The 21,443-nt window shown below is 71.8% G+C and carries 16 protein-coding genes; 6 read left to right on the plus strand and 10 right to left on the minus strand.

Features of this window, described 5'->3' with window-relative positions; genetic code table 11:
* Complete coding sequence (locus OG933_RS10840) at window positions 1-1,296, plus strand: lanthionine synthetase LanC family protein (protein WP_405626735.1); 1,296 nt, start codon at window positions 1-3, stop codon at window positions 1,294-1,296.
* Here the strand turns inward: OG933_RS10840 and OG933_RS10845 are convergent.
* From OG933_RS10845 to OG933_RS10865, 5 genes are all read right to left on the minus strand, one after another.
* Window positions 1,248-2,564 (minus strand): XdhC family protein, encoded by a 1,317-nt coding sequence (locus tag OG933_RS10845; protein ID WP_405626737.1) that lies wholly within the window; start codon window positions 2,562-2,564, stop codon window positions 1,248-1,250. The two genes, OG933_RS10840 and OG933_RS10845, sit on opposite strands and share 49 nt — an antisense overlap.
* A gap of 101 nt (window positions 2,565-2,665) precedes the next feature.
* Window positions 2,666-4,123 carry an NCS2 family permease gene (locus OG933_RS10850; protein ID WP_405626738.1) on the minus strand — a complete coding sequence of 486 codons (1,458 nt, stop codon included), beginning with the start codon at window positions 4,121-4,123 and terminating at the stop codon, window positions 2,666-2,668.
* 158 nt (window positions 4,124-4,281) lie between these two features.
* Window positions 4,282-6,711, minus strand: a complete 2,430-nt coding sequence (locus OG933_RS10855; RefSeq protein WP_405626739.1) for a xanthine dehydrogenase family protein molybdopterin-binding subunit — start codon at window positions 6,709-6,711, stop codon at window positions 4,282-4,284.
* A 2-nt stretch (window positions 6,712-6,713) separates the two neighbouring features.
* Window positions 6,714-7,313 carry a (2Fe-2S)-binding protein gene (locus OG933_RS10860; protein ID WP_362524920.1) on the minus strand — a complete coding sequence of 200 codons (600 nt, stop codon included), beginning with the start codon at window positions 7,311-7,313 and terminating at the stop codon, window positions 6,714-6,716.
* Window positions 7,313-8,203: a xanthine dehydrogenase family protein subunit M gene (locus OG933_RS10865; RefSeq protein ID WP_020125405.1), complete on the minus strand. Its 891-nt coding sequence runs from the start codon at window positions 8,201-8,203 to the stop codon at window positions 7,313-7,315. The genes OG933_RS10860 and OG933_RS10865 overlap by 1 nt, the downstream gene beginning before the upstream one ends.
* A gap of 383 nt (window positions 8,204-8,586) precedes the next feature.
* Here OG933_RS10865 and OG933_RS10870 point away from each other — a divergent pair, with 383 nt between their 5' ends.
* Together OG933_RS10870 and OG933_RS10875 are read left to right on the plus strand one after the other, a co-directional pair.
* Window positions 8,587-10,287, plus strand: coding sequence for a PucR family transcriptional regulator (locus tag OG933_RS10870; RefSeq protein ID WP_405626741.1), 1,701 nt, complete (start codon window positions 8,587-8,589; stop codon window positions 10,285-10,287).
* A gap of 171 nt (window positions 10,288-10,458) precedes the next feature.
* The gene (locus OG933_RS10875) at window positions 10,459-11,244 is read left to right on the plus strand and encodes a hypothetical protein (protein WP_057605949.1); all 786 of its coding nucleotides are present in this window, start codon (window positions 10,459-10,461) and stop codon (window positions 11,242-11,244) included.
* 458 nt (window positions 11,245-11,702) lie between these two features.
* On the opposite strand, the gene OG933_RS10880 is transcribed toward OG933_RS10875, so the two are convergent.
* On the minus strand, window positions 11,703-12,527 hold the full coding sequence (locus OG933_RS10880) for a GntR family transcriptional regulator (RefSeq protein WP_405626743.1): 825 nt from the start codon (window positions 12,525-12,527) through the stop codon (window positions 11,703-11,705).
* A 156-nt stretch (window positions 12,528-12,683) separates the two neighbouring features.
* Between OG933_RS10880 and OG933_RS10885 the strand changes: the two genes are divergently transcribed.
* Window positions 12,684-13,532: a (2Fe-2S)-binding protein gene (locus OG933_RS10885; protein ID WP_362524929.1), complete on the plus strand. Its 849-nt coding sequence runs from the start codon at window positions 12,684-12,686 to the stop codon at window positions 13,530-13,532.
* 313 nt (window positions 13,533-13,845) lie between these two features.
* Complete coding sequence (locus OG933_RS10890; protein ID WP_362524931.1) at window positions 13,846-14,910, plus strand: DUF2637 domain-containing protein; 1,065 nt, start codon at window positions 13,846-13,848, stop codon at window positions 14,908-14,910.
* 142 nt (window positions 14,911-15,052) lie between these two features.
* Here the strand turns inward: OG933_RS10890 and OG933_RS10895 are convergent, their stop codons facing one another.
* The 3 genes from OG933_RS10895 to OG933_RS10905 all read right to left on the minus strand — a co-directional run bounded on the left by OG933_RS10895 (window position 15,053) and on the right by OG933_RS10905 (window position 17,870).
* On the minus strand, window positions 15,053-15,541 hold the full coding sequence (locus OG933_RS10895; RefSeq protein ID WP_362524933.1) for an ATP-binding protein: 489 nt from the start codon (window positions 15,539-15,541) through the stop codon (window positions 15,053-15,055).
* Window positions 15,542-16,566: 1,025 nt separating this feature from the next.
* The gene (locus tag OG933_RS10900; RefSeq protein WP_405626744.1) at window positions 16,567-17,103 is read right to left on the minus strand and encodes a hypothetical protein; all 537 of its coding nucleotides are present in this window, start codon (window positions 17,101-17,103) and stop codon (window positions 16,567-16,569) included.
* A 137-nt stretch (window positions 17,104-17,240) separates the two neighbouring features.
* On the minus strand, window positions 17,241-17,870 hold the full coding sequence (locus OG933_RS10905) for a hypothetical protein (RefSeq protein WP_405626746.1): 630 nt from the start codon (window positions 17,868-17,870) through the stop codon (window positions 17,241-17,243).
* 222 nt (window positions 17,871-18,092) lie between these two features.
* On the opposite strand from OG933_RS10905, the gene OG933_RS10910 reads away from it, so the two are divergent.
* Window positions 18,093-19,619 carry a helix-turn-helix domain-containing protein gene (locus tag OG933_RS10910; RefSeq protein WP_405626747.1) on the plus strand — a complete coding sequence of 509 codons (1,527 nt, stop codon included), beginning with the start codon at window positions 18,093-18,095 and terminating at the stop codon, window positions 19,617-19,619.
* Window positions 19,620-19,643: 24 nt separating this feature from the next.
* Here OG933_RS10910 and OG933_RS10915 read toward each other — a convergent pair whose 3' ends face one another.
* Window positions 19,644-21,386 (minus strand): pyruvate dehydrogenase, encoded by a 1,743-nt coding sequence (locus tag OG933_RS10915; protein ID WP_405626750.1) that lies wholly within the window; start codon window positions 21,384-21,386, stop codon window positions 19,644-19,646.
* Between the last annotated feature and the right edge of the window lie 57 nt (window positions 21,387-21,443).

The raw sequence follows: 21,443 nt of genomic DNA on the forward strand, positions 1-21,443 counted from the left end.
ATGACGGCAGCCGACGACATCGAGGAACTCGCGGTCGACGCCCTGCGCTGGCTGCGGAGCACCGCCCGTGACACCGGAAGCGGCGGGCTCGGCTGGCCCGTCAGGCCTTCGGACGACATGATCGATCCGCAGCTCTACAACGGCACCGCCGGGGTCGTACCCGTACTCCTGGAGGCCTGGCGGCACTTCGGCGACGACTCCTGGGCCGACACCGCCCTGCGCGCCGCCCGCAGCCTCGCCGACGCCGTCGACGACCACCCGGACCACTCCCTGTACTTCGGGCTGACCGGTATCGCCCTCGCGCTGCGGACCGTCCACCGCGAACTCGCCGACGACACCGCCGGCGCCGCCGCCGACCGGGCCCTTCAGCGGGTGCGGTCACACTTCGACGGAGTGCGTTGGGGCGTGCTGTTCGAGCTGATGGGCGGCAACGCGGGCATCGGCCTCGGCGCACTGGCGGCCGGCGACGCCGACCTCGCCGTACGGGCGCTGGAGCCGTACCTGGAAACCGCCGAGCCCACCCAAGGGGGCGGCGTCACCTGGGAGTTCAAGCTCGGCGCGCCGGCCCGGCTGCACCATGTCTCGCACGGCACGCTCGGGATCGCGTACGCGCTGGCCGCCGTCGGAACCGCCGCCGGCCGTACGGACCTGGTGGAGCTCGGACGGGCCGGCGTCGCGGACGTCGTCGCCCGGGACGAGGACGGTCCGGACGGATTCCTCGTGCCGCACTCCGACCCGCGCCACCGGCCCGACGTCGTCGAGCGGTACAGCTACGGCTGGTGTCACGGACCGGCCGGCGACGCCCAGGTCTTCCGGCTGCTGCGGGACGTGCTCGCTGAGCCCGCGTGGGCAGAGCTCGCCGACCGCTGCTGGCACACCGTGACCCGGTCCGGGCTGCCGCGCCGGCTGCGGCCCGGGTTCTGGGACAACAACGGCCGCTGCTGCGGGACGGCCGGGGTGCTGGCGCTGGCCTCGGACCGGATCGCCGAGCAGGGCGACTCCCCCGGCTTCGCCCGGACGCTCGTGGCGGACCTCCTCTCCCGCGCGACCCGGGACGCGGACGGCGCGCGCTGGTCCAACCTCGCGCACCGGCCCACCCCGGACCGCCTCGAACCGCAGACCGGCTGGGCGATGGGCAACGCGGGCATCGCGCGCGAACTGCTGCGCCACGTCCGGCTGAGCCGGGGCGGCGACCCGCGCTACGCGTTCACCTGGCCGGACCAGCCGGCCGTGCGCGGTGCGGCGGCTCAGGCCACCGAGCCGATCCGGCCCGTCGGCACCGAACTCGCGTCATGATGGATGGGCGTGTGCGCGCCGGTGAGTGAGACCCCGCTGCCGCCGCGCCGGTCGGCCACGATCTCGGCGGCGATCGACAGCGCCGTCTCCTCGGGCGTACGGGCCCCCAGGTCGAGGCCGATGGGGGACCGCAGACGGGCCAACTCCAGCTCGGTCACGCCTACTTCACGCAGCCGGGCGTTGCGGTCGAGGTGGGTGCGGCGGGAGCCCATCGCGCCGACGTAGGCGACCGGGAGCCGCAACGCCAGCCGGAGCAGGGGGACGTCGAACTTGGCGTCGTGGGTGAGGACGCACAGCACGGTCCGCGCGTCCACCGCCGTGCGCTCCAGGTAGCGGTGCGGCCACTCGACGACGATCTCGTCGGCCTCCGGGAAACGGGCCTCGGTCGCGAAGACGGGACGCGCGTCGCACACCGTCACGCGGTAGTTCAGGAACTTGCCGACCCGCACCAGCGCCGACGCGAAGTCGATCGCGCCGAACACGATCATCCGGGGCGGCGGGACGGACGACTCGACCAGGACCGTGAGCGGCGCCCCGCAGCGGGAGCCCTGCTCGCCGATCTCCAGGGTGCCGGTGCGACCGGCGTCGAGGAAGGCGCCGGCCTCGGCCGCGACCGTACGGTCCAGCTCCGGATGGGCGCCGAAGCCACCTTCGTGGAAACCGCTGTCGTACGAGGTGCTGTTGCGGAAACCGCTGTCGTAAGAAGCGCCGCCGTGGAAACCGCTGTCGTACGAGGTGCTGGCGCGGCAACCGCTGTCGTAAGAACCGCTGCCCTGGAAACCGCTGTCGTAAGAAGCGCTGATGCGGGAACCGTTTTCGTCGGTCCCCCGGCGGCGCACGACCAGCGCGCGGCCGACGAGGTCCGCCGGGCCGGTCACGATCCGCGCCAGCGCCGTGGCCCCGCCGGAGGCGGCGGCCGCCAGGCCGGCCTCGATCACCGGCCGGACCCGGTCACCGACCCGCACCGGGGTGACGAGGATGTCGATGATCCCGCCGCAGGTGAGCCCGACGGCGAACGCGTCGTCGTCGCTGTAACCGAAGCGTTCGAGGACGGACTCCCCGTCCTCCAGCGCTTGCCGGCACAGCTCGTACACCGCGCCCTCCACGCAGCCACCGGAGACCGAGCCGATCGCCGTTCCGTCGGCGTCCACCGCCAGGGCGGCGCCCGGCCGGCGGGGCGCGCTGCCGCCGACGGCCACCACGGTGGCCACGGCGAAGTCACGGCCCTGCTCGACCCACCGGTTCAGCTCCTCGGCGATGTCCAGCATCTCTCGGTCTCCTTGACTGCGGTTGCGTGGAGGGCGGTGGTGCGGGGTGCGGTGGTGCGAAGTGCGGTGGTGCGGGGGCGGGTGCCCGTCGGGCCGGGGTGCTAGTGCACGCCCAGCCAGCTCTCGATCGGGTTGAGGGCGAAGTAGACGAGGAAGATCGCCGTCAGGACCCACATGAAGGCGCCGATCTCCCGCGCCCTGCCCTGCGCTGCCTTGATGGCGACGTAGGAGATGACGCCCGCGGCGACACCGGTGGTGATGGTGTACGTGAACGGCATCAGGACGACGGTCAGGAACACCGGGACCGCGGTCGCCCGGTCGGCCCAGTCGACGTGGCGGGCGTTCATCAGCATCATCGCGCCGATGACGACCAGGGCGGCGGCGGCGACCTCCTGCGGGACGACCGCGGTGAGCGGGGTGAAGAACAGACAGGCCGCGAAGAAGGCGCCGGTGACGACCGAGGCGAGACCCGTACGGGCTCCCTCGCCCACGCCGGTCGCCGACTCGATGAACACGGTCTGGCCGGACCCGCCCGCCACCCCGCCGATCACTCCGCCGGCGCCGTCGATGAACAGCGCCTTGGACAGGCCCGGCATCCGGCCCTTGTCGTCGGCGAGCCCGGCCTCGGTGCCGACACCGATGATGGTGGCCATCGCGTCGAAGAACCCGGCGAGGACGAGCGTGAAGACGATCATGCCGACGGTCATCGCGCCGACCTCGCCCCAGCCGCCGAACTCCACGTCCCCGAAGAGCGAGAAGTCGGGCATCGAGACCGCGCTGCCGTGCAGTTCAGGAGCGCCGGCCGCCCACTGCTTCGGGTCGACGACCCCGGTGGCGTTGAGGACCGCGGCGACGACCGTGCCGCCGACGATCCCGATGAGGATGGCGCCGGGGATGTTCCGGGCCTGGAGCATGAAGATCAGCAGCAGCGTGCCGGCGAACAACAGGACGGGCCAGCCGGCGAGTTCGCCCGCCGGGCCGAGGGTGACCGGGGTCGCCTCGCCCTGGTGCACGAAGCCGGACTTGTAGAAACCGATGAGCGCGATGAACAGGCCGATGCCCATGGTGATGCCGTGCTTGAGCGCGAGCGGGATCGCGTTCATGATCATCTCGCGCAGGCCGGTGACGACCAGCAGCATGATGACGACGCCGTACAGCACGCACATGCCCATCGCCTGCGGCCAGGTCATCTCCGGGGCGACCTGGGAGGACAGGACGCCCGAGACCGAGAGCCCGGCGGCGAGCGCGAGCGGCACCTTGCCGAAGAAGCCCATCAGCAACGTGGTGAAAGCCGCTGCGAAAGCGGTTGCGGTGATCAGCGCCTGCGGGCCGAGGGTGTCCCCTGCCGCGTCCTTGCCGGACAGGATCAGGGGGTTGAGCAGGAGGATGTACGCCATCGCCATGAAGGTGGTGACGCCGCCGCGCACTTCGCGGGCGACCGTGGATCCCCGCTTGGATATGTGGAAGTACCGATCGAGCCAGGACCGTCCGGCCGGGACGCGGGTGCCTTCGCCCGCGTCTTCGGCTGTGGTCCTCGGCTCCAGTGACTGCTGGGTCATGGGCCATCTCCCAAGGTTCAAAGGGACACCCGCGTGGTGCCTTCGGCTGGTCGCGGGATTTGGGAATGGACGACCCGGGGGACGGCCCGAGACGAACAAGGGGAGGGTGCTCCGGGGGTGCGGCACCCCCGGACGACACCTGATCGGACCCCGTGGGGTCATGTTCCGGTGAGGTGCTCCGGACGTACCGGCGTGCGGTTGAGCTCCAGCCCGGTCGCGTTCCGGATGGCCGCGAGGACCGCCGGGGTGGACGACAGGGTGGGTGCCTCGCCGATGCCACGCAGCCCGTAGGGGGCGTGGTCGTCGGCGAGTTCGAGCATGCCGACCGGGATGGTCGGCGTGTCGAGAATCGTGGGGATCAGATAGTCCGTGAACGACGGGTTCCTGACCTTCGCCGTCCTGGGGTCGACGATGATCTCCTCCATGACCGCCACGCCCAGCCCCTGGGTCGTGCCGCCCTGGATCTGACCGATCACGGAAAGCGGATTCAGCGCCTTTCCGACGTCCTGGACACAGGCCAGCTCGATGACCTTCACGAGACCGAGCTCGGTGTCGACCTCGACGACGGCGCGGTGCGCCGCGAAGGAGTACTGGACGTGTCCGTTGCCCTGCCCGGTACGCAGGTCGAACGGCTCGGTGGGCCGGTGCCGCCACTCCGCCTCGACCTCTACGCTCTCGCCCTCGAGCACGTCGACCAGGTCGGCGAGGACCTCACCGCCGTCGGTGACGACCTTGCCGCCCTCCAGGAGCAGCTCGGCGGTGGCCCAGGCGGGGTGGTAGGAGCCGAACCTGCGACGGCCGATCTCCAGGACCTTCTCCCGGACGAGCTCGCAGGAGTTCTTGACGGCGCCGCCGGTGACGTACGTCTGCCGGGAGGCCGAGGTCGAGCCGGCGCTGCCCACCTGCGTGTCCGCGGGCTGGATGGTCACCTGCGAGACACCCAGCTCGGTGCGGGCGATCTGCGCGTGGACGGTGACACCGCCCTGGCCGACCTCCGCCATGGCCGTGTGGACGGTCGCGACGGGCTCGCCGGCGATGACCTCCATGCGCACCTTGGCGGTCGAGTAGTCGTCGAAACCCTCGGAGAAGCCGACATTCTTGATGCCGACCGCGTAACCGATTCCGCGTACGACGCCTTCGCCGTGCGTGGTGTTGGACAGGCCGCCGGGCAGCTGCCGTACGTCCGCGCCCTCGCTGCTCTCCCACTGGCGCTCCGGGGGCAGCGGCATCGCCTTGACCCGGCGCAGGATCTCGGCGACCGGCGCCGGGGAGTCGACGGGCTGCCCGGTCGGCAGGAGGGTTCCCTGCTCCATCGCGTTGAGCCGGCGGAACTCCACCGGATCCATGCCGAGTTCGGCCGCGACCTTGTCCATCTGCGCCTCGTAGGCGAAGCACGCCTGAACCGCGCCGAAGCCGCGCATCGCGCCGCAGGGCGGGTTGTTGGTGTAGAGGGCGATGGCCTCGATGTCGACGTCGTCGACGACGTAGGGGCCGACACCGAGCGAGGAGGCGTTTCCGACGACGGCCGGGCTGGCCGAGGCGTAGGCGCCGCCGTCGAGGACGATCCGGCACTTGACGTGGGTGAGTTTGCCGTCGCGGGTCGCGCCGTGCTCGTAGGTGAGCTTCGCCGGGTGACGGTGGACGTGGCCGAAGAAGGACTCGAAACGGTTGTAAACGATTTTGACCGGTTTTCCGGTGCGCAGGGCCAGCAGACAGGCGTGGATCTGCATCGACAGGTCCTCGCGGCCGCCGAACGCGCCGCCGACACCGGACAGCGTCATCCGCACCTTGCTCTCGGGCAGGCCGAGGACGGGCGCGATCTGGCGCAGGTCGGAGTGCAGCCACTGGGTGGCGATGTAGAGGTGGACGCCACCGTCCTCCTCGGGCACGGCGAGGCCGGACTCGGGGCCGAGGAAGGCCTGGTCCTGCATGCCGAAGGTGTACTCGCCCCTGACGACGACATCGGCGCGCGCGGCGGCCGCGGCGGCGTCGCCCCGGACGATCGGCTGGCGGTGGACGATGTTCGGGTGCGAGACGTGACCGATGTGGTGGTCGTCGCGGCCCTCGTGGATCAGGATCGCGTCCGGCGCGGTCGCGGAGGCCTCGTCGGTGACGACGGGCAGTTCGCGGTACTCGACCTTGATCTTCGCGGCGGCGCGGCGGGCGGTCTCGGGGTGGTCCGCGGCGACGATCGCGACCGGCTCGCCGTGGTGGCGGACCTTGCCGTGGGCCAGCACCGGGGTGTCCTGGATCTCCAGGCCGTAGTTCTTCACGTCCGTCGGCAGGTCGTCGTACGTCATCACGGCGTAGACACCGGGCAGGGCGAGGGCCTCGGACGTGTCGATGGAGACGATCTCCGCGTGGGCGACCGTGGAGCGCAGGATCTGGCCCCAGAGCATGTCCTCGTGCCACATGTCGGACGAGTACGCGAACTCGCCGGTGACCTTGAGGGTGCCGTCGGGGCGGAGCGTGGACTCGCCGATGCCGCCCTTGGTCCGGGAGGCCTGGGTGACCTTGGTGGGAGTGCCGAGGGGAGCGCCGATGGGGGCACCGCCCGCTCGAGCGGAGCCGAGAGTGGGGGAGGGCATCGTCAGACCGCCTCTCCCTGTCGGGCGGCCGCCAGGCGGACCGCGTCCATGATCTTCTCGTATCCGGTGCACCGGCAGAGGTTGCCGGAGAGCGCCTCGCGGATGTCCGCGTCGCTCGGGTTCGGGTTGCGTTCCAGCATCTCGTCGGCGGCGACCAGCAGCCCCGGAGTGCAGAAACCGCACTGGACGGCGCCGGCGTCGATGAACGCCTGCTGGATCGGGGCGAGTTCGGTTCCCTCGCCGGTGTGGGAGTCGGCGCCCTGGGTGGGTCGGCCGTCGGCCCCGTCGAGGGAGGGGGAGGCGCCCGCGGTGCCGCAGGAAGCGGTTCCACAACCGCTGTGCCCGGCGCGCTGCTTGGCGTAGTCCGCGAGGCCCTCGACGGTGACGATGTCGCGGCCCTCGGCCTGCCCGGCGGCGACCAGGCAGGAGCAGACCGGGACGCCGTCCAGGCGCACCGTGCACGAGCCGCACTCGCCCTGTTCGCAGGCGTTCTTCGAACCCGGCAGTCCGAGCCGCTCACGCAGCACGTAGAGCAGGCTCTCGCCCTCCCACACGTCGTCGGCTTCCTGCGGACGTCCGTTGACAGTGAAGTTGACGCGCATCACGCGGCTCCCTTTGCGGTGCGGCGGGGGCCGCGGTACGACTCCCACGTCCAGGTCAGCGTGCGGCGGGCCATGACGCCCACCGCGTGCCGTCGGTAACTCGCCGTCCCCCGGACGTCGTCGATGGGGTTGCAGGCGGCGGCGCACAGGTCCGCGAACTGCTTGGCGACCGACGGGGCGATGATCTTTCCGTTGTCCCAGAAACCGCCTTCTTCGAGCGCCGCGTTGAGGAAGTCCTCCGCGGTCTTCGCCCGGACGGGGGTGGGCGCGGCCGAGCCGATGCCGGTGCGAACGGTCCGGGACTGCGGGTGCAGCGCGAGACCGAAGGCGCAGACGGCGATGACCATGGCGTTGCGGGTACCCACCTTGGAGTACTGCTGCGGGCCGTCGGCCTTCTTGATGTGGACGGCGCGGATCAGCTCGTCGGGGGCGAGCGCGTTGCGCTTCACACCGGTGTAGAAGGCGTCGATCGGGATCCGGCGGGTACCGCGCACGGACTCCGCCTCGACCTCGGCGCCGGCCGCCAGCAGGGCGGGGTGGGCGTCGCCGGCCGGGGAGGCGGTGCCGAGGTTGCCGCCGACGCCGCCGCGGTTGCGGATCTGCGGGGAGGCCACGGTGTGCGAGGCCAGGGCGAGGCCCGGCAGTTCCGCGCGCAGATTCTCCATGATCCGGGTGTAGGGGACGGAGGCGCCGAGCCGCACGCTCTCCTCGCCGACCTCCCATTCGTAGAGGTCACCCACGCGGTTGAGGTCGAGCAGGTACTCGGGCCTCCGGTGGTCGAAGTTGATCTCGACCATCACGTCGGTGCCACCCGCAATCGGCACAGCGGTGGGGTGCTCGGCCTTGGCGGCGAGCGCGTCCTCCCAGCTGGCGGGGCGAAGGAAGTCCATGACCGGCTCTCTTCTTCGTCTCTTGAGTCTCGTGAGTCGTATCGAGCCAGAATCGGGTGCGGCGGGCCCGGCTCGTATCTGTGGTGTTCACGCGGAGTGAGGCCAGTACACAGCGCCTTGCTCCGACCGGGTCAGTCACGGAAACCATGAAGGAGTTGGCTGGTCGGCCCAGGCATCTTGTAGATTCGTATGAACGGAGGTCCTCAGTAACCTCCTCGTTTTCCTGTGGAAACGTAGGAAACGACCTGGCCACCGAAGAATGCGGTTCGTGACTGTCCGCCGCACGGGTCGGGCTCCCCGGGGCGGGGCCGACGGCGGGTCCTCTCCCACCACGTCCTTCAGGATTCATCGTAGTTTTCGAGACAAAGAACGGCGGCGACGAGATGCGGCTGCGCGCACTGCTGGACACCGATGCGCTGGGCCTCAGGCTCCTCGGCGGCGAGGACGAGCTGGACCGCACGGTACGGGGTGTCATGACCACCGACCTGCGCGACCCCAGCCGCTACCTCGCCGGGGGCGAGCTGGTGCTGACGGGCCTGGCGTGGCGCCGGGACGCGGCGGACTCCGAGCCGTTCGTGCGGATCCTGGTGCAGGCCGGGGTGGCCGCGCTCGCGGCCGGCGAGGCGGAGCTGGGGGCCGTTCCGGAGGACCTGGCCGTGGCCTGCGCCCGGCACCGTCTCCCGCTGTTCGCGGTGCACGAGTCGGTGGCCTTCGCGACGATCACCGAGCACGTCGTACGGCAGGTGTCCGGCGAGCGCGCCGGGGACCTCGCGGCCGTCGTGGACCGGCACCGCCGGATGATGACCTCGGGCCCAGCGGGCGGCGGCCCGGACGTGGTCCTGGACCTGCTCGGCTCCGACCTGGACCTGCGGGCCTGGGTCCTGTCCCCCACCGGACGGCTCATCGCCGGTCCCAAGATGGCGGGCCCGGGCCTGCCGCCCGAGGCGTGCGCGAAGCTGGCGGCGGAGCACCTGGCGGCCGTCCGTACCGGGCGGCGCGGACCGCACCGGGTGATCATGGGCCAGACGACGTACTCGCTGTTCCCGATCGGCAGCGGCGGCCGCGCCCCGCAGGCCGCACGGACCTCGCAGGCCGCCCAGACACCGCGGGACGTGCGCGAGAGCGTCCTGTCGGACTGGCTGCTGGCCGTCGAGGCAGACGCCGGGGACTGGGCGGACGAGCGCCTCGACCTCCTCCAGGGCGTCACCCAGCTGATCGCCGTCGAGCGGGACCGCCGGGACGCCGCGCGCACGGTGCGCCGGCGTCTCGCACAGGAGGTGCTGGAGCTGGTCCAGACGGGCGCGGCCCCGGCGGAGATCGCGGCCCGCCTGCGGGTGGCCGCGCCGGTGCTGCTGCCGGGGCTGGGAGCGGCCCCGCACTGGCAGGTGGTCGTGGCCCGCGTCGAGTGGGACGAGGGCGGGCCGGAGGCCGGCCCTCTCGCCCAGTCGCTCCTGGAGGAGATCCTGGTCGACCCGCTCGCCACCGGATCCGAGCCCTCCGACCGCATCGCCGTGGCCCACACCGGCGACGAGGCCATCGCCCTGGTCCCGTTGCCGGCGGTGTCGAGGGAGCACGACGGCTCCGAGACCGGCCTCCTCGCCGACGCGCTGCTGGCAACCGTTCGGGAGCCGCTGTCGTCCGGCCTCGACGGCGACGGGCGGCTCACGCTGGGCGTCAGCGCGGCCGTGCACTCGGCGGAGGGGCTGCGCGGGGCCCTGGAGGAGGCACGGCACGCCCGGCGGGTGGCCGCCGCCCGCCCCGGCCGGGTCTGCGCCGCGGGCCACCAGGAACTGGCCTCGCACGTGCTGCTGCTCCCGTTCGTCCCGGACGATGTGCGGAAAGCCTTTACCGCCCGTCTCCTGGACCCGCTGCGCGACTACGACCGACGGCACCGCGCGGAGCTGATCCCGACCCTGGAGGCGTTCCTGGACTGCGACGGTTCGTGGACCCGGTGCGCGTCCCGTCTGCACCTGCACGTCAACACGCTGCGCTACCGGGTCGGACGGATCGAGCAGTTGACGAGCCGTGACCTCTCGCGGCTGGAGGACAAGCTGGATTTCTTCCTTGCGCTGCGGATGAGCTGATACCGAAGCGACACCGGTTACCACCCCTGGGTCACGACCCGTCGAAACCTTTGGGGCGCGGAGTCCCACGACTTTGTGAAATCCTTCACCCGCCCCCTTGGCCCGGTCCCGCGATTCGTGCTGAGATGCGGCCACCACTCAAAGCTCGACGGCGCGCTCGGGGAGGGCAACGTGGCGTACACCGCCATGTCCGGTACCGGAACGACTTCAGGTGACGATCCCCTCCAGACCGCGGTATGGCGGCTGCGCTCGCGCGCCTGCTGGGCCGACGCGGCGGCTCTGCTCCCGCCCGACAGCGCGGCGGGCTCGGTCCAGCGGGCCGCGCTGCTCGTGGAACGGTGTCTGTACACCGAGCAGGGCTGGCAGGACGCCGAGGACGCGCTGCGCACGGCGGAGGCGCTGGCCCACGACGACGAGGAGCGCGGCGCGGCCGCTTGTGAACGAGGGCAACTTGCCTACGCGGCCACGCTGCACGGCGTGCGCGACCGGGTGGACGAGGCGCGGGCCGCGCTCGGCCGGGCGGCGGCGCTGATCCCGCCGGACGCGCCCGGACGGGCGCTGCTGGACTTCCGCCGAGGTCTGCTCGCCGAGAACATCTCGCGTTCCCCGCAGGCCGCGAGGGCCGCGTACCGGCGCGCCCACACGGCCGCCGCGGCCCACTCCGACCTGCTGCTGCTGTCCTTCACCTGGCGCCACCTCGCCGGACTCGCCCTGCGCGACGGCGAGGTGGCGGAGGCCCGGCACGGCTTCGCCGAATCCCTGCGCATCCGGGAGGAGTTGGGCTACCTGGTGGGCACCGCCCCGGCGCTCGCCTCACTGGCGGACGCGGAGGTCGACCCGGAGGCCTCACGGCTACGGGAGGAGGCGCGACGGCTGTTCCGGCTCCTGGGCGGCGTACCGACCTGGCTGGCACGGCAGTTGGCCCCACCGCCGACGCCCAGCCCGTCCGGAGTCTGAGGACACGGCCCGACAGGGGACTGGTGAGGGAGGCAGCACGCTCAAGGCTCAAGGGAGCGGGGCCTCTTGACGGGCCGAGCGGGCGAGCCCCCTTCACGACTTGAGGGAACGTGACGCTCGCACGGTCCAAGGGGCCGTGACCCTCTCGCGGCGCGAGCAGGCTGGGCCCCTGGGGGGCCGGATCCAGCTGGAGGGCGGCCTGGACCCGTCCCAGGTGGGCCTGGGCCTGCCGGCCTCGACGAGCGGCACGGGCAGCGGATATGTGTCGCCGACGGTGGTCGGACAAGGCTTCCGCGCGGCCGGCCGGCGAGGTCTCGCGCGCACTGCGGGCGGGCCACCGATCGGGCGTGGCGACACGGGCGTGGCGACACGCGGGCAAGAGGGCGGCGCGCGGCGCGGTCGCTTTGTCGCTGATCGGGTCCGGCGGGCGGCAGGGTCGTGGCCCGGCAGCGGTCGGCTCAGCCGCGCGGGCCGGTGAAGTGCCCGCGCACCAGCGCCTGCGCACGGTCCGGCTCGCCGGCCGTCAGCGCTTCCAGCAGTGCCATGTGTTCCGCCGCGTCGGCCATCAGATCCGCCCGCCCGCGCCGCACCGAACCGCCGGCCGGCGGCCACTGCGAGCGTCGGTGCAGATCCTCGGCGACGCCGACCAGTTGTTCGTTGCCGGACAGGGCGAGCACCGCCCGGTGGAAGACCCGGTCGGCCTCCGCGTACGTGGCCGGGCAGCCGGAGGCCGCCGCGCGCACGCTCGCCTCGCCGACCGGCCGCAACTCCGCCCAGCGCTCGGCGGGCACCGTACGGGCGAGCCGCAGCATCACGGGAACCTCGATCAGCGCGCGCACCTCGGCCAGCTCGGCCAGCTCACGCTTGCCCCGCACGATCACCCGGAAGCCCCGGTTGGGGACGACCTCGACGGCGCCCTCCAGCGCGAGCTGCTGCATCGCCTCGCGGACCGGCGTCGCGGAGACCCCGAAGCGATCACCGAGGACCGGTGCCGAGTACACCTCGCCCGGCAGCAGTTCCCCGGCGACGAGCGCGGTGCGCAGGGCGTCGAGGATCTGGCCGCGCACCGAGGAACGCTGCACGACAGGCCGGGGGCGCGGGACGGGGGTCTCGCTGTGCGTGTGCTCACCGCGCGCGGCGCCCGTCGGACCGCACCTCTCCCGGTCCGCTTCCTCGCCGTACCCGGCGGACCCCCGTGACTGCGCCGGCACCCGGGCCCGGCCCTCGGCCCCCGGCACGGCCGGGGTTCCGGTACCGGTGGAGCCCTGCGCACCCTGCTCCACGGGGCCTCCTCCGGCCTTGTCGGTACTTGGGGTCATTACGGCGGGTTGTTACTCGTCCGTCAAGCACCTTAGGCGTACTGGCCGTCAGTTCAAATCCCGACGATACTGAGTAAGGTAAGGCTTACCTTTAATTCCTTCCGAAACGGCGGTCCCGGCATGCCCACAGCCCCGTCGGCCACAGCGGAGGCCTACGCCCGCCTCGCGGCGGTCTTCCCCGGCCTGACCGTCACGGAGCTGGATCACCGGGAACCGTTTCCGCAAGGCGGCGGCTGGGTCGCGGCGGCCGACCTCGCGCAGGGCGGAGCGGCGCTGGAGGCCTTCCTCGCCTGGGACGACGCCCAGGTCGTCCGTGACTACGGACAGTCCGCCCGCCCGGACGTGGTGGCGAGCTTCGGGCTGCACCGGTACTCCTGGCCCGCCTGTCTGCTGATCACCGTCCCCTGGTTCCTGCACCGCCGGGTGCCCCGCCTCCCCGTGACACACGTCTCGTACGACCGCACGGGCGACGGCATGCGGATGGCCGTCCGGCCGCCCACCTCCTTCGCCTGCCTGCCGGGCGATCCGGCGGCGCTGCTGCCCGGCGCCCGGGTGGTCCCGGACGAGGAGGCGCTGCGGGCGGAGGTGCGGGCCGCGATAGCCGAGCACCACGAGCCGGTGCTCGCCGGGTTCGGACCACCCGCGCGACGCCGCGGCCGGGCCCTGTGGGGCATGGTGACCGACGAGATCGTCGAGAGCCTCTGGTACGTCGCCGAGCTGCTCGGCGAGGGCGAGAAGGACCGGGCGCGACGGGAACTGGAGCTGCTCCTGCCGGGTGCCACCCGCCCCTACGTCGGCGCGGCGTCCTTCCGTGAGCTGACCGGACCGGACGGCGAGACCCTGCCCACCCGGGACCGGGCGAGCTGCTGCATGTTCTACACGCTGCGCCCCGAGGACACCTGCGCCACCTGCCCGCGCACCTGCGACGCGGACCGCGTCACCAAGCTCACCGCGGTCGCCGCCAGTTGAGGAGGCCTCAGGTGCCCCCGCGGGCCGGGCGCCGCCGGCCGTCCCGTAAGATCACCCGGACGAGACTCCTCCCAGGGTTACAGGCAATTCACAATTTCCTCACTTGCCCCGGGAACTATCCGGGGAACCACCCGTACGGGTAGTCTTATTCGAACTCAACTCCCGCCCCTCAAGCGGCAGTTCGAGCAGAACGTCGCCCTGGGCATCCCCTTGCACTTCCTTGGCGGCCTCTTGCCCCGAAACCCCCTGAGGGACGGCGGGATTGCGCCACTATGGCGGGCGTTACGCCCTATCCCAATGCAAGGGACCCCTGATGAGATTGACCGACATATCGCTGAACTGGCTGCTTCCCGGCGCCGTACTGCTCCTGGGCATGCTGGCGGCGGTGGCGGTGCTCGCGCGCGGCAAGCGCTCCTCCGGGGCAAACGCGAGCGCGGACGATTCGTGGGAGCGTACCGAGGAGCGCCGCAGGCGCAAGGAGGCCATATATGGCACTGCCTCCTACGTTCTTCTGTTCTGCTGTGCGGCCGTTGCCGCCGCCCTCTCCTTCCACGGCCTGGTCGGCTTCGGCCAGCAGAACCTCGGCCTGACCAACGGCTGGGAGTACCTGGTTCCGTTCGGCCTCGACGGCGCGGCCATGTTCTGCTCCGTGCTCGCGGTGCGCGAAGCCAGTCACGGCGACGCCGCCCTCGGCTCCCGGATACTCGTGTGGACGTTCGCGGGCGCGGCCGCCTGGTTCAACTGGGTGCACGCGCCCAGGGGCCTCGGTCACGACGGCGCGCCGCAGTTCTTCTCCGGCATGTCCCTCTCGGCGGCCGTGCTCTTCGACCGGGCCCTGAAGCAGACCCGCCGGGCCGCGCTGCGCGAGCAGGGTCTCGTGCCCCGTCCGCTCCCGCAGATCCGCGTCGTGCGCTGGGCGCGTGCCCCCCGCGAGACCTACAGGGCCTGGTCGCTCATGCTCCTCGAGAACGTGCGCAGCCTGGACGAGGCCGTCGACGAGGTGCGTGAGGACAAGGCCCGCAAGGAAGAGACGAAGCTGCGCCGCCGCGAGCAGCACCGCGTCGAACGGGCGCAGTTGAAGGCGATCAGCCGGGGCCACGGCCCCCGCTTCCCCGGCCGCGGTGGCGGCGGTGGCCGTCCGGTGGAGGCCCCGGCCGCCCTGGAGCCGGCCACGGCCGAGCGGGTCTCGGCGGAGCCTGCCATAGCGAACTCGGCGGAGCAGCTGCCCGTACGCTCACGGCACTCCCTTCAGCCCGTACGCCACGGAGCTGACTCCTCGATCACCGTCGACCTCACCGCGGAGGACGACACCATGGCCCTGCCGCGCCTCGACTCCCTCGAGCGCAAGCTCAAGGACCTGGAGCAGCAGTTCGGCTGACGGACTATCAGTTGTCATGGGAAGGGGGCGCGACCGCCGAGGTCGCGCCCCCTTCCCGTTGCCCGTTGCCCGTTGCCCGCCGACATGGGCGAGCCGGGCTCGGCAACCGCCGCTCAACGGTCGGATGCCCGGCTGCCTTCGCTCACGCGGCCCCGGCGCCCAACTCGAACCAGACGACCTTGCCGCCGCCCTGCGCCCGTACCCCCCACGTGTCCGCGAGGGACTCCACCAGGACCAGACCCCGGCCGTGCGTGGCCTCGTCGGCGCTCGGCACCCTCGGCCGGGGACGGTGGGCCACGGAGTCCCGCACCTCCACCCGCAGGCCGGACGGGGAGACGGTGGCCGTCAGGACCGCGTCGTCGTCGGTGTGCACGAGCGCGTTGGTGACGAGTTCACTGGTGAGCAGTTCCGCCGTCTCCGACCGCCCCGGCCTCCCCCAGCCCCGCAACAGTTCCCTCAGCGCCCGGCGCGTCTCGGGCACCGCCCGCAGGTCGGCCCGTCCGAGTCTGCGACTGAGCTGCGCGGCCCGGTTCTGCTCCACCACGTCCTCGGCCCTGCTCTCCCCCGCCTGTCTCGTCGCCGAGGTGCTCGCGATCGCCGTCGGACCGCTTCCCCGTGCCTGCCTCTCCATGACCCCCGCCCGCGTGTCGATGTGGGTTCCCCTCCTGCTCGAACACGTTCACGGGGATCCTTGCCCGGTCGGCACCGCGCCAGTCATGTCGAATCATCGACGCCCGGGTGTTCGGCCATGTTCGGGCAGGCGTCCAGGACACTGCGGGGAACGGGGAGACCGTACGACAGCACTGTCGGGCCGTCCGGGAGGGGCCGCCTGCGGCACGTACGCCCCCCGCCCGAGCGCGTCCGGAGCGAACGCTGTGACGGTTGATGCGTCCCGCGCGGCTCGTGGCCCCTGTGCCGCTGGTGACGTCGGCGTGGCCCGAGCCGGACGAGCCGCTGCCGGTGGACCAAGCCGTTCCCGCCACCCCTGATCCCCGCCGCGGCCGGCGCCCGGCGGGGAAAGCCCTGGTCGACGAGCCGGTTCCGCTTTGCGGGACAGGCACCGGCGCAAAGGGCGGGCCGCCGGGCAGAGACGGTGATCGGCCCCGGACTCCGGGCGAAGGGGCTGCCGTACGACGGCGCCGACGCGCCTTCCGGGGGGCGTGCACCCGCGCAACGGCACCTGATCGTCACCTCCCTCGCGCGCGGGAGTGAGCCGGCGTATCCGCGGTGCGATACGGCCGCCGCCCCGGCCGTCCCGACCGCCTCCGTGGCTACGCGCCCAGGCGGCACGCCGACCGCCGGGAATCGGCCCGACTGCCGATCCGCCCCTGCCTACCTGGCCGTATGCGAAGAAGGGGTGGGGCAGCCGGTAGCGCCCCCACCGCGTCGTCCACCGACCCGCACCGCGCCGCCGCGCCGAGCACGCCCTCGCGCGGCCGACGAGGTTGGCCGGAATCCGCCGGTGCGCGAACGGCCTCGGCAGGGAACAGGGTTGGACGGACCGGTGATCGAACTGTTGGCTCCCCCGCACTCCACGACCTGCGTCGCCGGTGCCGCATGGGCCGCCTGTGCCGCGGTATCGGCGTCCGGTCGGCCGGCCGGACAACCGAACGACCGGACGAACGTCGATACCGCTCACGTCGGGACGGTGGTGACCTAGCCGGCCGCGACTCCCTTCGTGCCGATGTGGAAGATCTTGTGGGTGCCGCGGGTCATGTCGACGATGAGCTGCGTGGTGTCGCTGCCCCAGGTGAGGGTGACGACGGCCTCCGTGTAGTTCGCCGTGCCGTTGTCGGTGACCTTCCACGCGAGCGGGACGTTCTGCGCCTGGAGGACGCCGTCGGCGTGGTTCTTGTCCTCCCAGGCCGCCAGCTCCTTCTGGAAGGCGGGGGTCAGGTAGTGCTTGCGAAGTTCGTCCGCGAGCTTGCCGCCGCCCTCGTCGGTCACCGCGTCGATGTAGGCGCCGTAGAAGTCGGCGATGCGCGTGATGTTGTCGGACGGCTTGCCGCTCACGCTGCGCGGGCTGCCGGCGGAGGCCTGTGCCGTCACCCCGAGACCGAGGGCCAGCGCGAGGCCGGCGGCCACGGCCGTACGGCGGCGGGCGGTACGCAAACGGGTCGTGCTGCTCTTGCCGGTCGCGCTGTTGTCGCTGGTCGTGCTGTTATTGCTGGTCATGCTGTTGTCGCTGGTCATGTGCGTGTTCCCCGTGTGTCTCGTGTGCGCGGCCTGTCCGGCCTGAGTGGTGGCTGTGTGGTCGTACGGGGCCACCGGCCCTCCCGACCCCCGTGGCGGGAGGGCGGCGGCCCCGGTTCTTCCTCGGTGGTCGTGTGTCAGTGGAGCTTGTTGACGGCCGTGACGGTCGTCTTCTTGAAGGCCTTCACCGGGGCGTCGCCGAAGTCGCCCAGCTGGCCCCAGTCCACGACCGTCACCGTCGTACCGTCCCGGCCGACCGAGAGGAGGCGGATGTCGGTCGCGCCCCAGGAGGTCTCGGTGTGCAGGCCGTAGACGTGGGCGCCTTCCTCCACGTTGAGCTTCCCGTAGTCCTTGAGCGTGGCCTCGACCTCCGGGTCGGCCTGCTCGATCCACGCCGGGCAGGACTTGATGTCCTGGTTGACCCGTGCGAACCGGCCCTTCGCCGCGCTGACGCTCGACAGCTCGACGCTCACCTGGCGGGCGCTCGTGTCGAGGTCGGTCCGGAAGTCCCGGTACCAGGAGTCCCTGCCGTCGCCCAGCGCCATGCCGAGGCAGCGGTCCACCTCCACGTCCGGGGACGCGCCGGCGGTGACCTCGCCGGCCGTCCAGGACGAGCTGGTGTGCGGCGGAAGGTCGGCGGCCGAGAGGAAACCGGGTCGCACAGTGGCGGCGCCGGCCGGTACGGCGAGTACGGTACCGAGGGCGAGGCCCGCAGCCGTGAGTGCGGTGAGCCCGGTGAGCGTGCCGGCTCGGGTGCGCTTGGACATGGGTGTCCCCCGTGAGTGAGTGCATGGCTGTGGGTCGTCGCCACGACGCCGGTTGGTCGGTCCGGCCCTGGTCGGTGCGACACCAAGAGCATCGGCGCTGCGGGCGGCCCGGTGCAACGGTCAGCGCCCGATCGGCCGAGGTGGAACCATCCCAGCCCATCTGACGTGCAGGTATATGAGTGCCTGGGATGACCGCCGGGCCGGACGAACACAGGGAGAACGGTGTCGACCGACGACGGTGTGGCCGATGTGACGGAGTTCGCGGCGCTGCTGACGGAACTGAAGGGGCGCACGGAGCGCAGCTACGGCTCCCTGGCCCGCCGGCTGGGCATGAACACCTCGACGCTGCACCGGTACTGCGCCGGGGAAGCGGTTCCACAGGACTTCGCCCCCGTCGAACGGCTCGCGGAGTTCTGCGGGGCGACACCGGAGGAACGCCTCGAACTGCACCGGCGGTGGCTGCGAGCGGTGGCGGCCCGCCAGCGGGCCCGCACCACGGCGACTTCGGAGACACCGGAACCCGGGGAAACGGCTGGAACACCGGAGGCTCATACAACCCAGGAAGCTCAGGCAGCCCAGGAAGCCCAGGAAACACGTGAGGCCTACGAACGGTCGGAAACACCGGGAACGGCAGCCTTACCGGTAACGCGGGAAACGCGGGAAACGGCAGTAACAACTGGGGCGCCGGAAACACCGGAAACCGCGACGCCGTCGGAGACCGCGAAACCCTCCGAAACACCGGCAGGAACGGAACCCTGGCCTACGGCAGGCACACAGGCCCGGAAACCGGACGGGAAACAGGTACCGCCTCGCCGTTGGTACCGCCGTCGGCGCACCACGGTCGCCGTCGGTGTCGCCTGCGCGCTGCTCGCCACCCTGGGAACGCTGTCCGCGCTGCCCGGCGGCGGCCACCCCTCGGCCTCCGGCGACGTCGGCCGGCCCTCCGAGTCCGCCACGCCCGTACCCCGGACGACGGACTCGGCCCACTCCCCCACGCCCGGCGTCGGCTCGACCGCCTCGCCGACAGCCGGCACCGCCTCCCCTTCCGCCCGCCCCGCGAAGAACTCCCCCACCCCGGACACCTCCCCGGCCGGTGGCAAGGCATCGGAACCCGCGTCGGGCGTACCGCTCGCCTGGACCGTCGACTCACAGGTCTGGGCGCTCGGCTGCAGTCACGACTACGTCATCGACAAGCCGCCGGCGCAGGTCCCGCCGCCCCCGGCGGAGCAGGACGCCGGCCCCTGGGCAACCGCCCAGGGGGCGGTGCACGGGCGGGAGACCAACGTGGAGGTCTCGGTGCAGGGCCGCAACTCCACGGCCGTCGTGCTGACGGCGCTGCGCGTGCGGGTCGTCGGTCGTGCCGCGCCCATGACGGGCACCGCGTACGCCATGGACCAGGGCTGCGGGGGTTCTCTCAGCAGGCGTTACTTCGCGGTCGACCTGGACAAGGACCGTCCCGTGGCGCACTCCGTCGCCGGCAACGACGCGGGCACGCCGATCCCGGCGGTGAGCCTGCCCTACCGCGTGTCCAGCACCGACCCCGAAGTGCTGCTGGTCACGGCACGGACCGAGACCTGTGCCTGCGACTGGTACCTCGAACTGGACTGGTCGTCCCAGGGGCGCACCGGCACGGTCCGTGTCGACGACCGCGGCCGCCCGTTCCGCACGAGCGGCATCAAGGGGTTGCCGCGCTACTGGTACGGCTCCTCCGACAACGGTGAACGTCAGTGGGTCCCGACCGGCGACTGACATCCCCGACCGGCCGCCACCGTCCTACGGCCGGGGCACGTTGCGCAGGTTCGAGCGGGCCATCTGCAGCATCCGGCCCACTCCGCCGTCGAGAACGATCTTCGAGGCGGAGAGGGCGAATCCGGTGACCATCTCGGCGCTGATCTTCGGCGGGATGGACAGGGCGTTGGGGTCGGTGACGACGTCGACGAGGGCCGGGCCCTTGTGCCGGAAGGCGTCCTTCAGTGCGCCGGCCAGCTGTCTGGGCTTCTCGACGCGCACACCGTGGGCACCGCAGGCGCGGGCGACGGCGGCGAAGTCGGGGTTCTTGTTGGTGGTGCCGTACGAGGGCAGACCGGCGACCAGCATCTCCAGCTCGACCATGCCCAGCGACGAGTTGTTGAAGAGCACGACCTTCACCGGCAGGTCGTACTGCACCAGCGTCAGGAAGTCGCCCATCAGCATGGCGAATCCGCCGTCGCCGGACATCGACACGACCTGCCGGCGGCGGTCGGTGAACTGGGCGCCGATCGCCATGGGCAGCGCGTTGGCCATGGAGCCGTGCGAGAAGGAGCCGATGACACGACGCCTGCCGTTGGGGGTGAGATAGCGGGCGGCCCAGACGTTGCACATACCGGTGTCGACGGTGAACACGGCGTCCTCGTCGGCGAGTTCGTCAAGGACGGCGGCGACATACTCGGGATGGATGGGAACGTGTTTCTCCACTTTCCGCGTATACGCCTTCACCACCCCCTCCAGCGCGTCGGCGTGCTTCTTCAGCATCCGGTCGAGGAAGCGCCGGTTCGCCTTGGCCCGCACCCGCGGGATGAGACAGCGCAGGGTCTCCCGTACGTCGCCCCATACGGCGAGGTCCAGTTTCGAGCGCCGGCCGAGGTGTTCGGGGCGTACGTCGACCTGGGCGATCTTCACGTCGTCGGGGAGGAAGGCGCTGTAGGGGAAATCGGTTCCGAGCAGGATCAGCAGGTCGCACTCGTGGGTGGCCTCGTAGGCGGCGCCGTAGCCGAGGAGACCGCTCATCCCGACGTCGTACGGGTTGTCGTACTGAATGTGTTCCTTGCCGCGCAACGCATGCCCCACCGGGGACTTGATCTTCCCGGCGAACTCCATGACCTCGGCGTGCGCGCCGGCCGTACCGCTGCCGCAGAACAGCGTGACCTTGTCGGCGGCGTCGATCATCGCGACCAGCGCGTCGATCTCGGCGTCGCCGGGTCGGACGGTGGGCCGGGCGGTGACGAGAGCGGTTTCGACGGCTTTGTCGGGGGCCGTCCGGTCGGCGATGTCACCGGGCAGCGACACGACGCTGACGCCACTGCGCCCGACCGCGTTCTGGATGGCGGTGTGCAACAGCCGGGGCATCTGTTTCGGGCTGGAGATCAGCTCGCTGTAGTGGCTGCACTCGCGGAACAACTGATCGGGGTGGGTTTCCTGAAAATAGCCGAGACCGATTTCGCTGGACGGGATGTGCGAGGCGAGGGCCAGAACAGGAGCCATGGAGCGGTGGGCGTCGTAGAGGCCGTTGATGAGATGGAGGTTGCCGGGTCCGCAGGACCCCGCGCAGGCCGCGAGTTTCCCGGTGATCTGGGCTTCCGCACCGGCGGCGAAGGCGGCCGTCTCCTCGTGCCGGACGTGGATCCAGTCGATGGCGGGATTGCGCCGCACCGCGTCCACCACGGGGTTGAGGCTGTCCCCGACGACACCGTAGAGGCGCCGCACCCCCGCGCGGGCGAGGATGTCCACGAACTGTTCCGCGACGTTCTGCTTGGCCATGGATCGACGCACCCCTTCGGTCTCCTCGGGTCCCTGACTCCACAGTGGCCGCGGCGA

Source organism: Streptomyces sp. NBC_00016 (genome assembly GCF_045040885.1).
Classification (GTDB): domain Bacteria; phylum Actinomycetota; class Actinomycetes; order Streptomycetales; family Streptomycetaceae; genus Streptomyces; species Streptomyces coriariae.

What these genes read in the sequence shown, in the direction of transcription:
- OG933_RS10855 (WP_405626739.1), bottom strand. Translation starts at nt 6,711, where the DNA reads ATGCCCTCCCCCACTCTCGGCTCCGCTCGAGCGGGCGGTGCCCCCATC.
- OG933_RS10845 (WP_405626737.1), bottom strand. Translation starts at nt 2,564, where the DNA reads ATGCTGGACATCGCCGAGGAGCTGAACCGGTGGGTCGAGCAGGGCCGT.
- OG933_RS10840 (WP_405626735.1), top strand. Translation starts at nt 1, where the DNA reads ATGACGGCAGCCGACGACATCGAGGAACTCGCGGTCGACGCCCTGCGC.
- OG933_RS10870 (WP_405626741.1), top strand. Translation starts at nt 8,587, where the DNA reads ATGCGGCTGCGCGCACTGCTGGACACCGATGCGCTGGGCCTCAGGCTC.
- OG933_RS10890 (WP_362524931.1), top strand. Translation starts at nt 13,846, where the DNA reads ATGAGATTGACCGACATATCGCTGAACTGGCTGCTTCCCGGCGCCGTA.
- OG933_RS10895 (WP_362524933.1), bottom strand. Translation starts at nt 15,541, where the DNA reads ATGGAGAGGCAGGCACGGGGAAGCGGTCCGACGGCGATCGCGAGCACC.
- OG933_RS10900 (WP_405626744.1), bottom strand. Translation starts at nt 17,103, where the DNA reads ATGACCAGCGACAACAGCATGACCAGCAATAACAGCACGACCAGCGAC.
- OG933_RS10865 (WP_020125405.1), bottom strand. Translation starts at nt 8,203, where the DNA reads ATGGACTTCCTTCGCCCCGCCAGCTGGGAGGACGCGCTCGCCGCCAAG.
- OG933_RS10860 (WP_362524920.1), bottom strand. Translation starts at nt 7,313, where the DNA reads ATGCGCGTCAACTTCACTGTCAACGGACGTCCGCAGGAAGCCGACGAC.
- OG933_RS10885 (WP_362524929.1), top strand. Translation starts at nt 12,684, where the DNA reads ATGCCCACAGCCCCGTCGGCCACAGCGGAGGCCTACGCCCGCCTCGCG.
- OG933_RS10915 (WP_405626750.1), bottom strand. Translation starts at nt 21,386, where the DNA reads ATGGCCAAGCAGAACGTCGCGGAACAGTTCGTGGACATCCTCGCCCGC.
- OG933_RS10850 (WP_405626738.1), bottom strand. Translation starts at nt 4,123, where the DNA reads ATGACCCAGCAGTCACTGGAGCCGAGGACCACAGCCGAAGACGCGGGC.
- OG933_RS10905 (WP_405626746.1), bottom strand. Translation starts at nt 17,870, where the DNA reads ATGTCCAAGCGCACCCGAGCCGGCACGCTCACCGGGCTCACCGCACTC.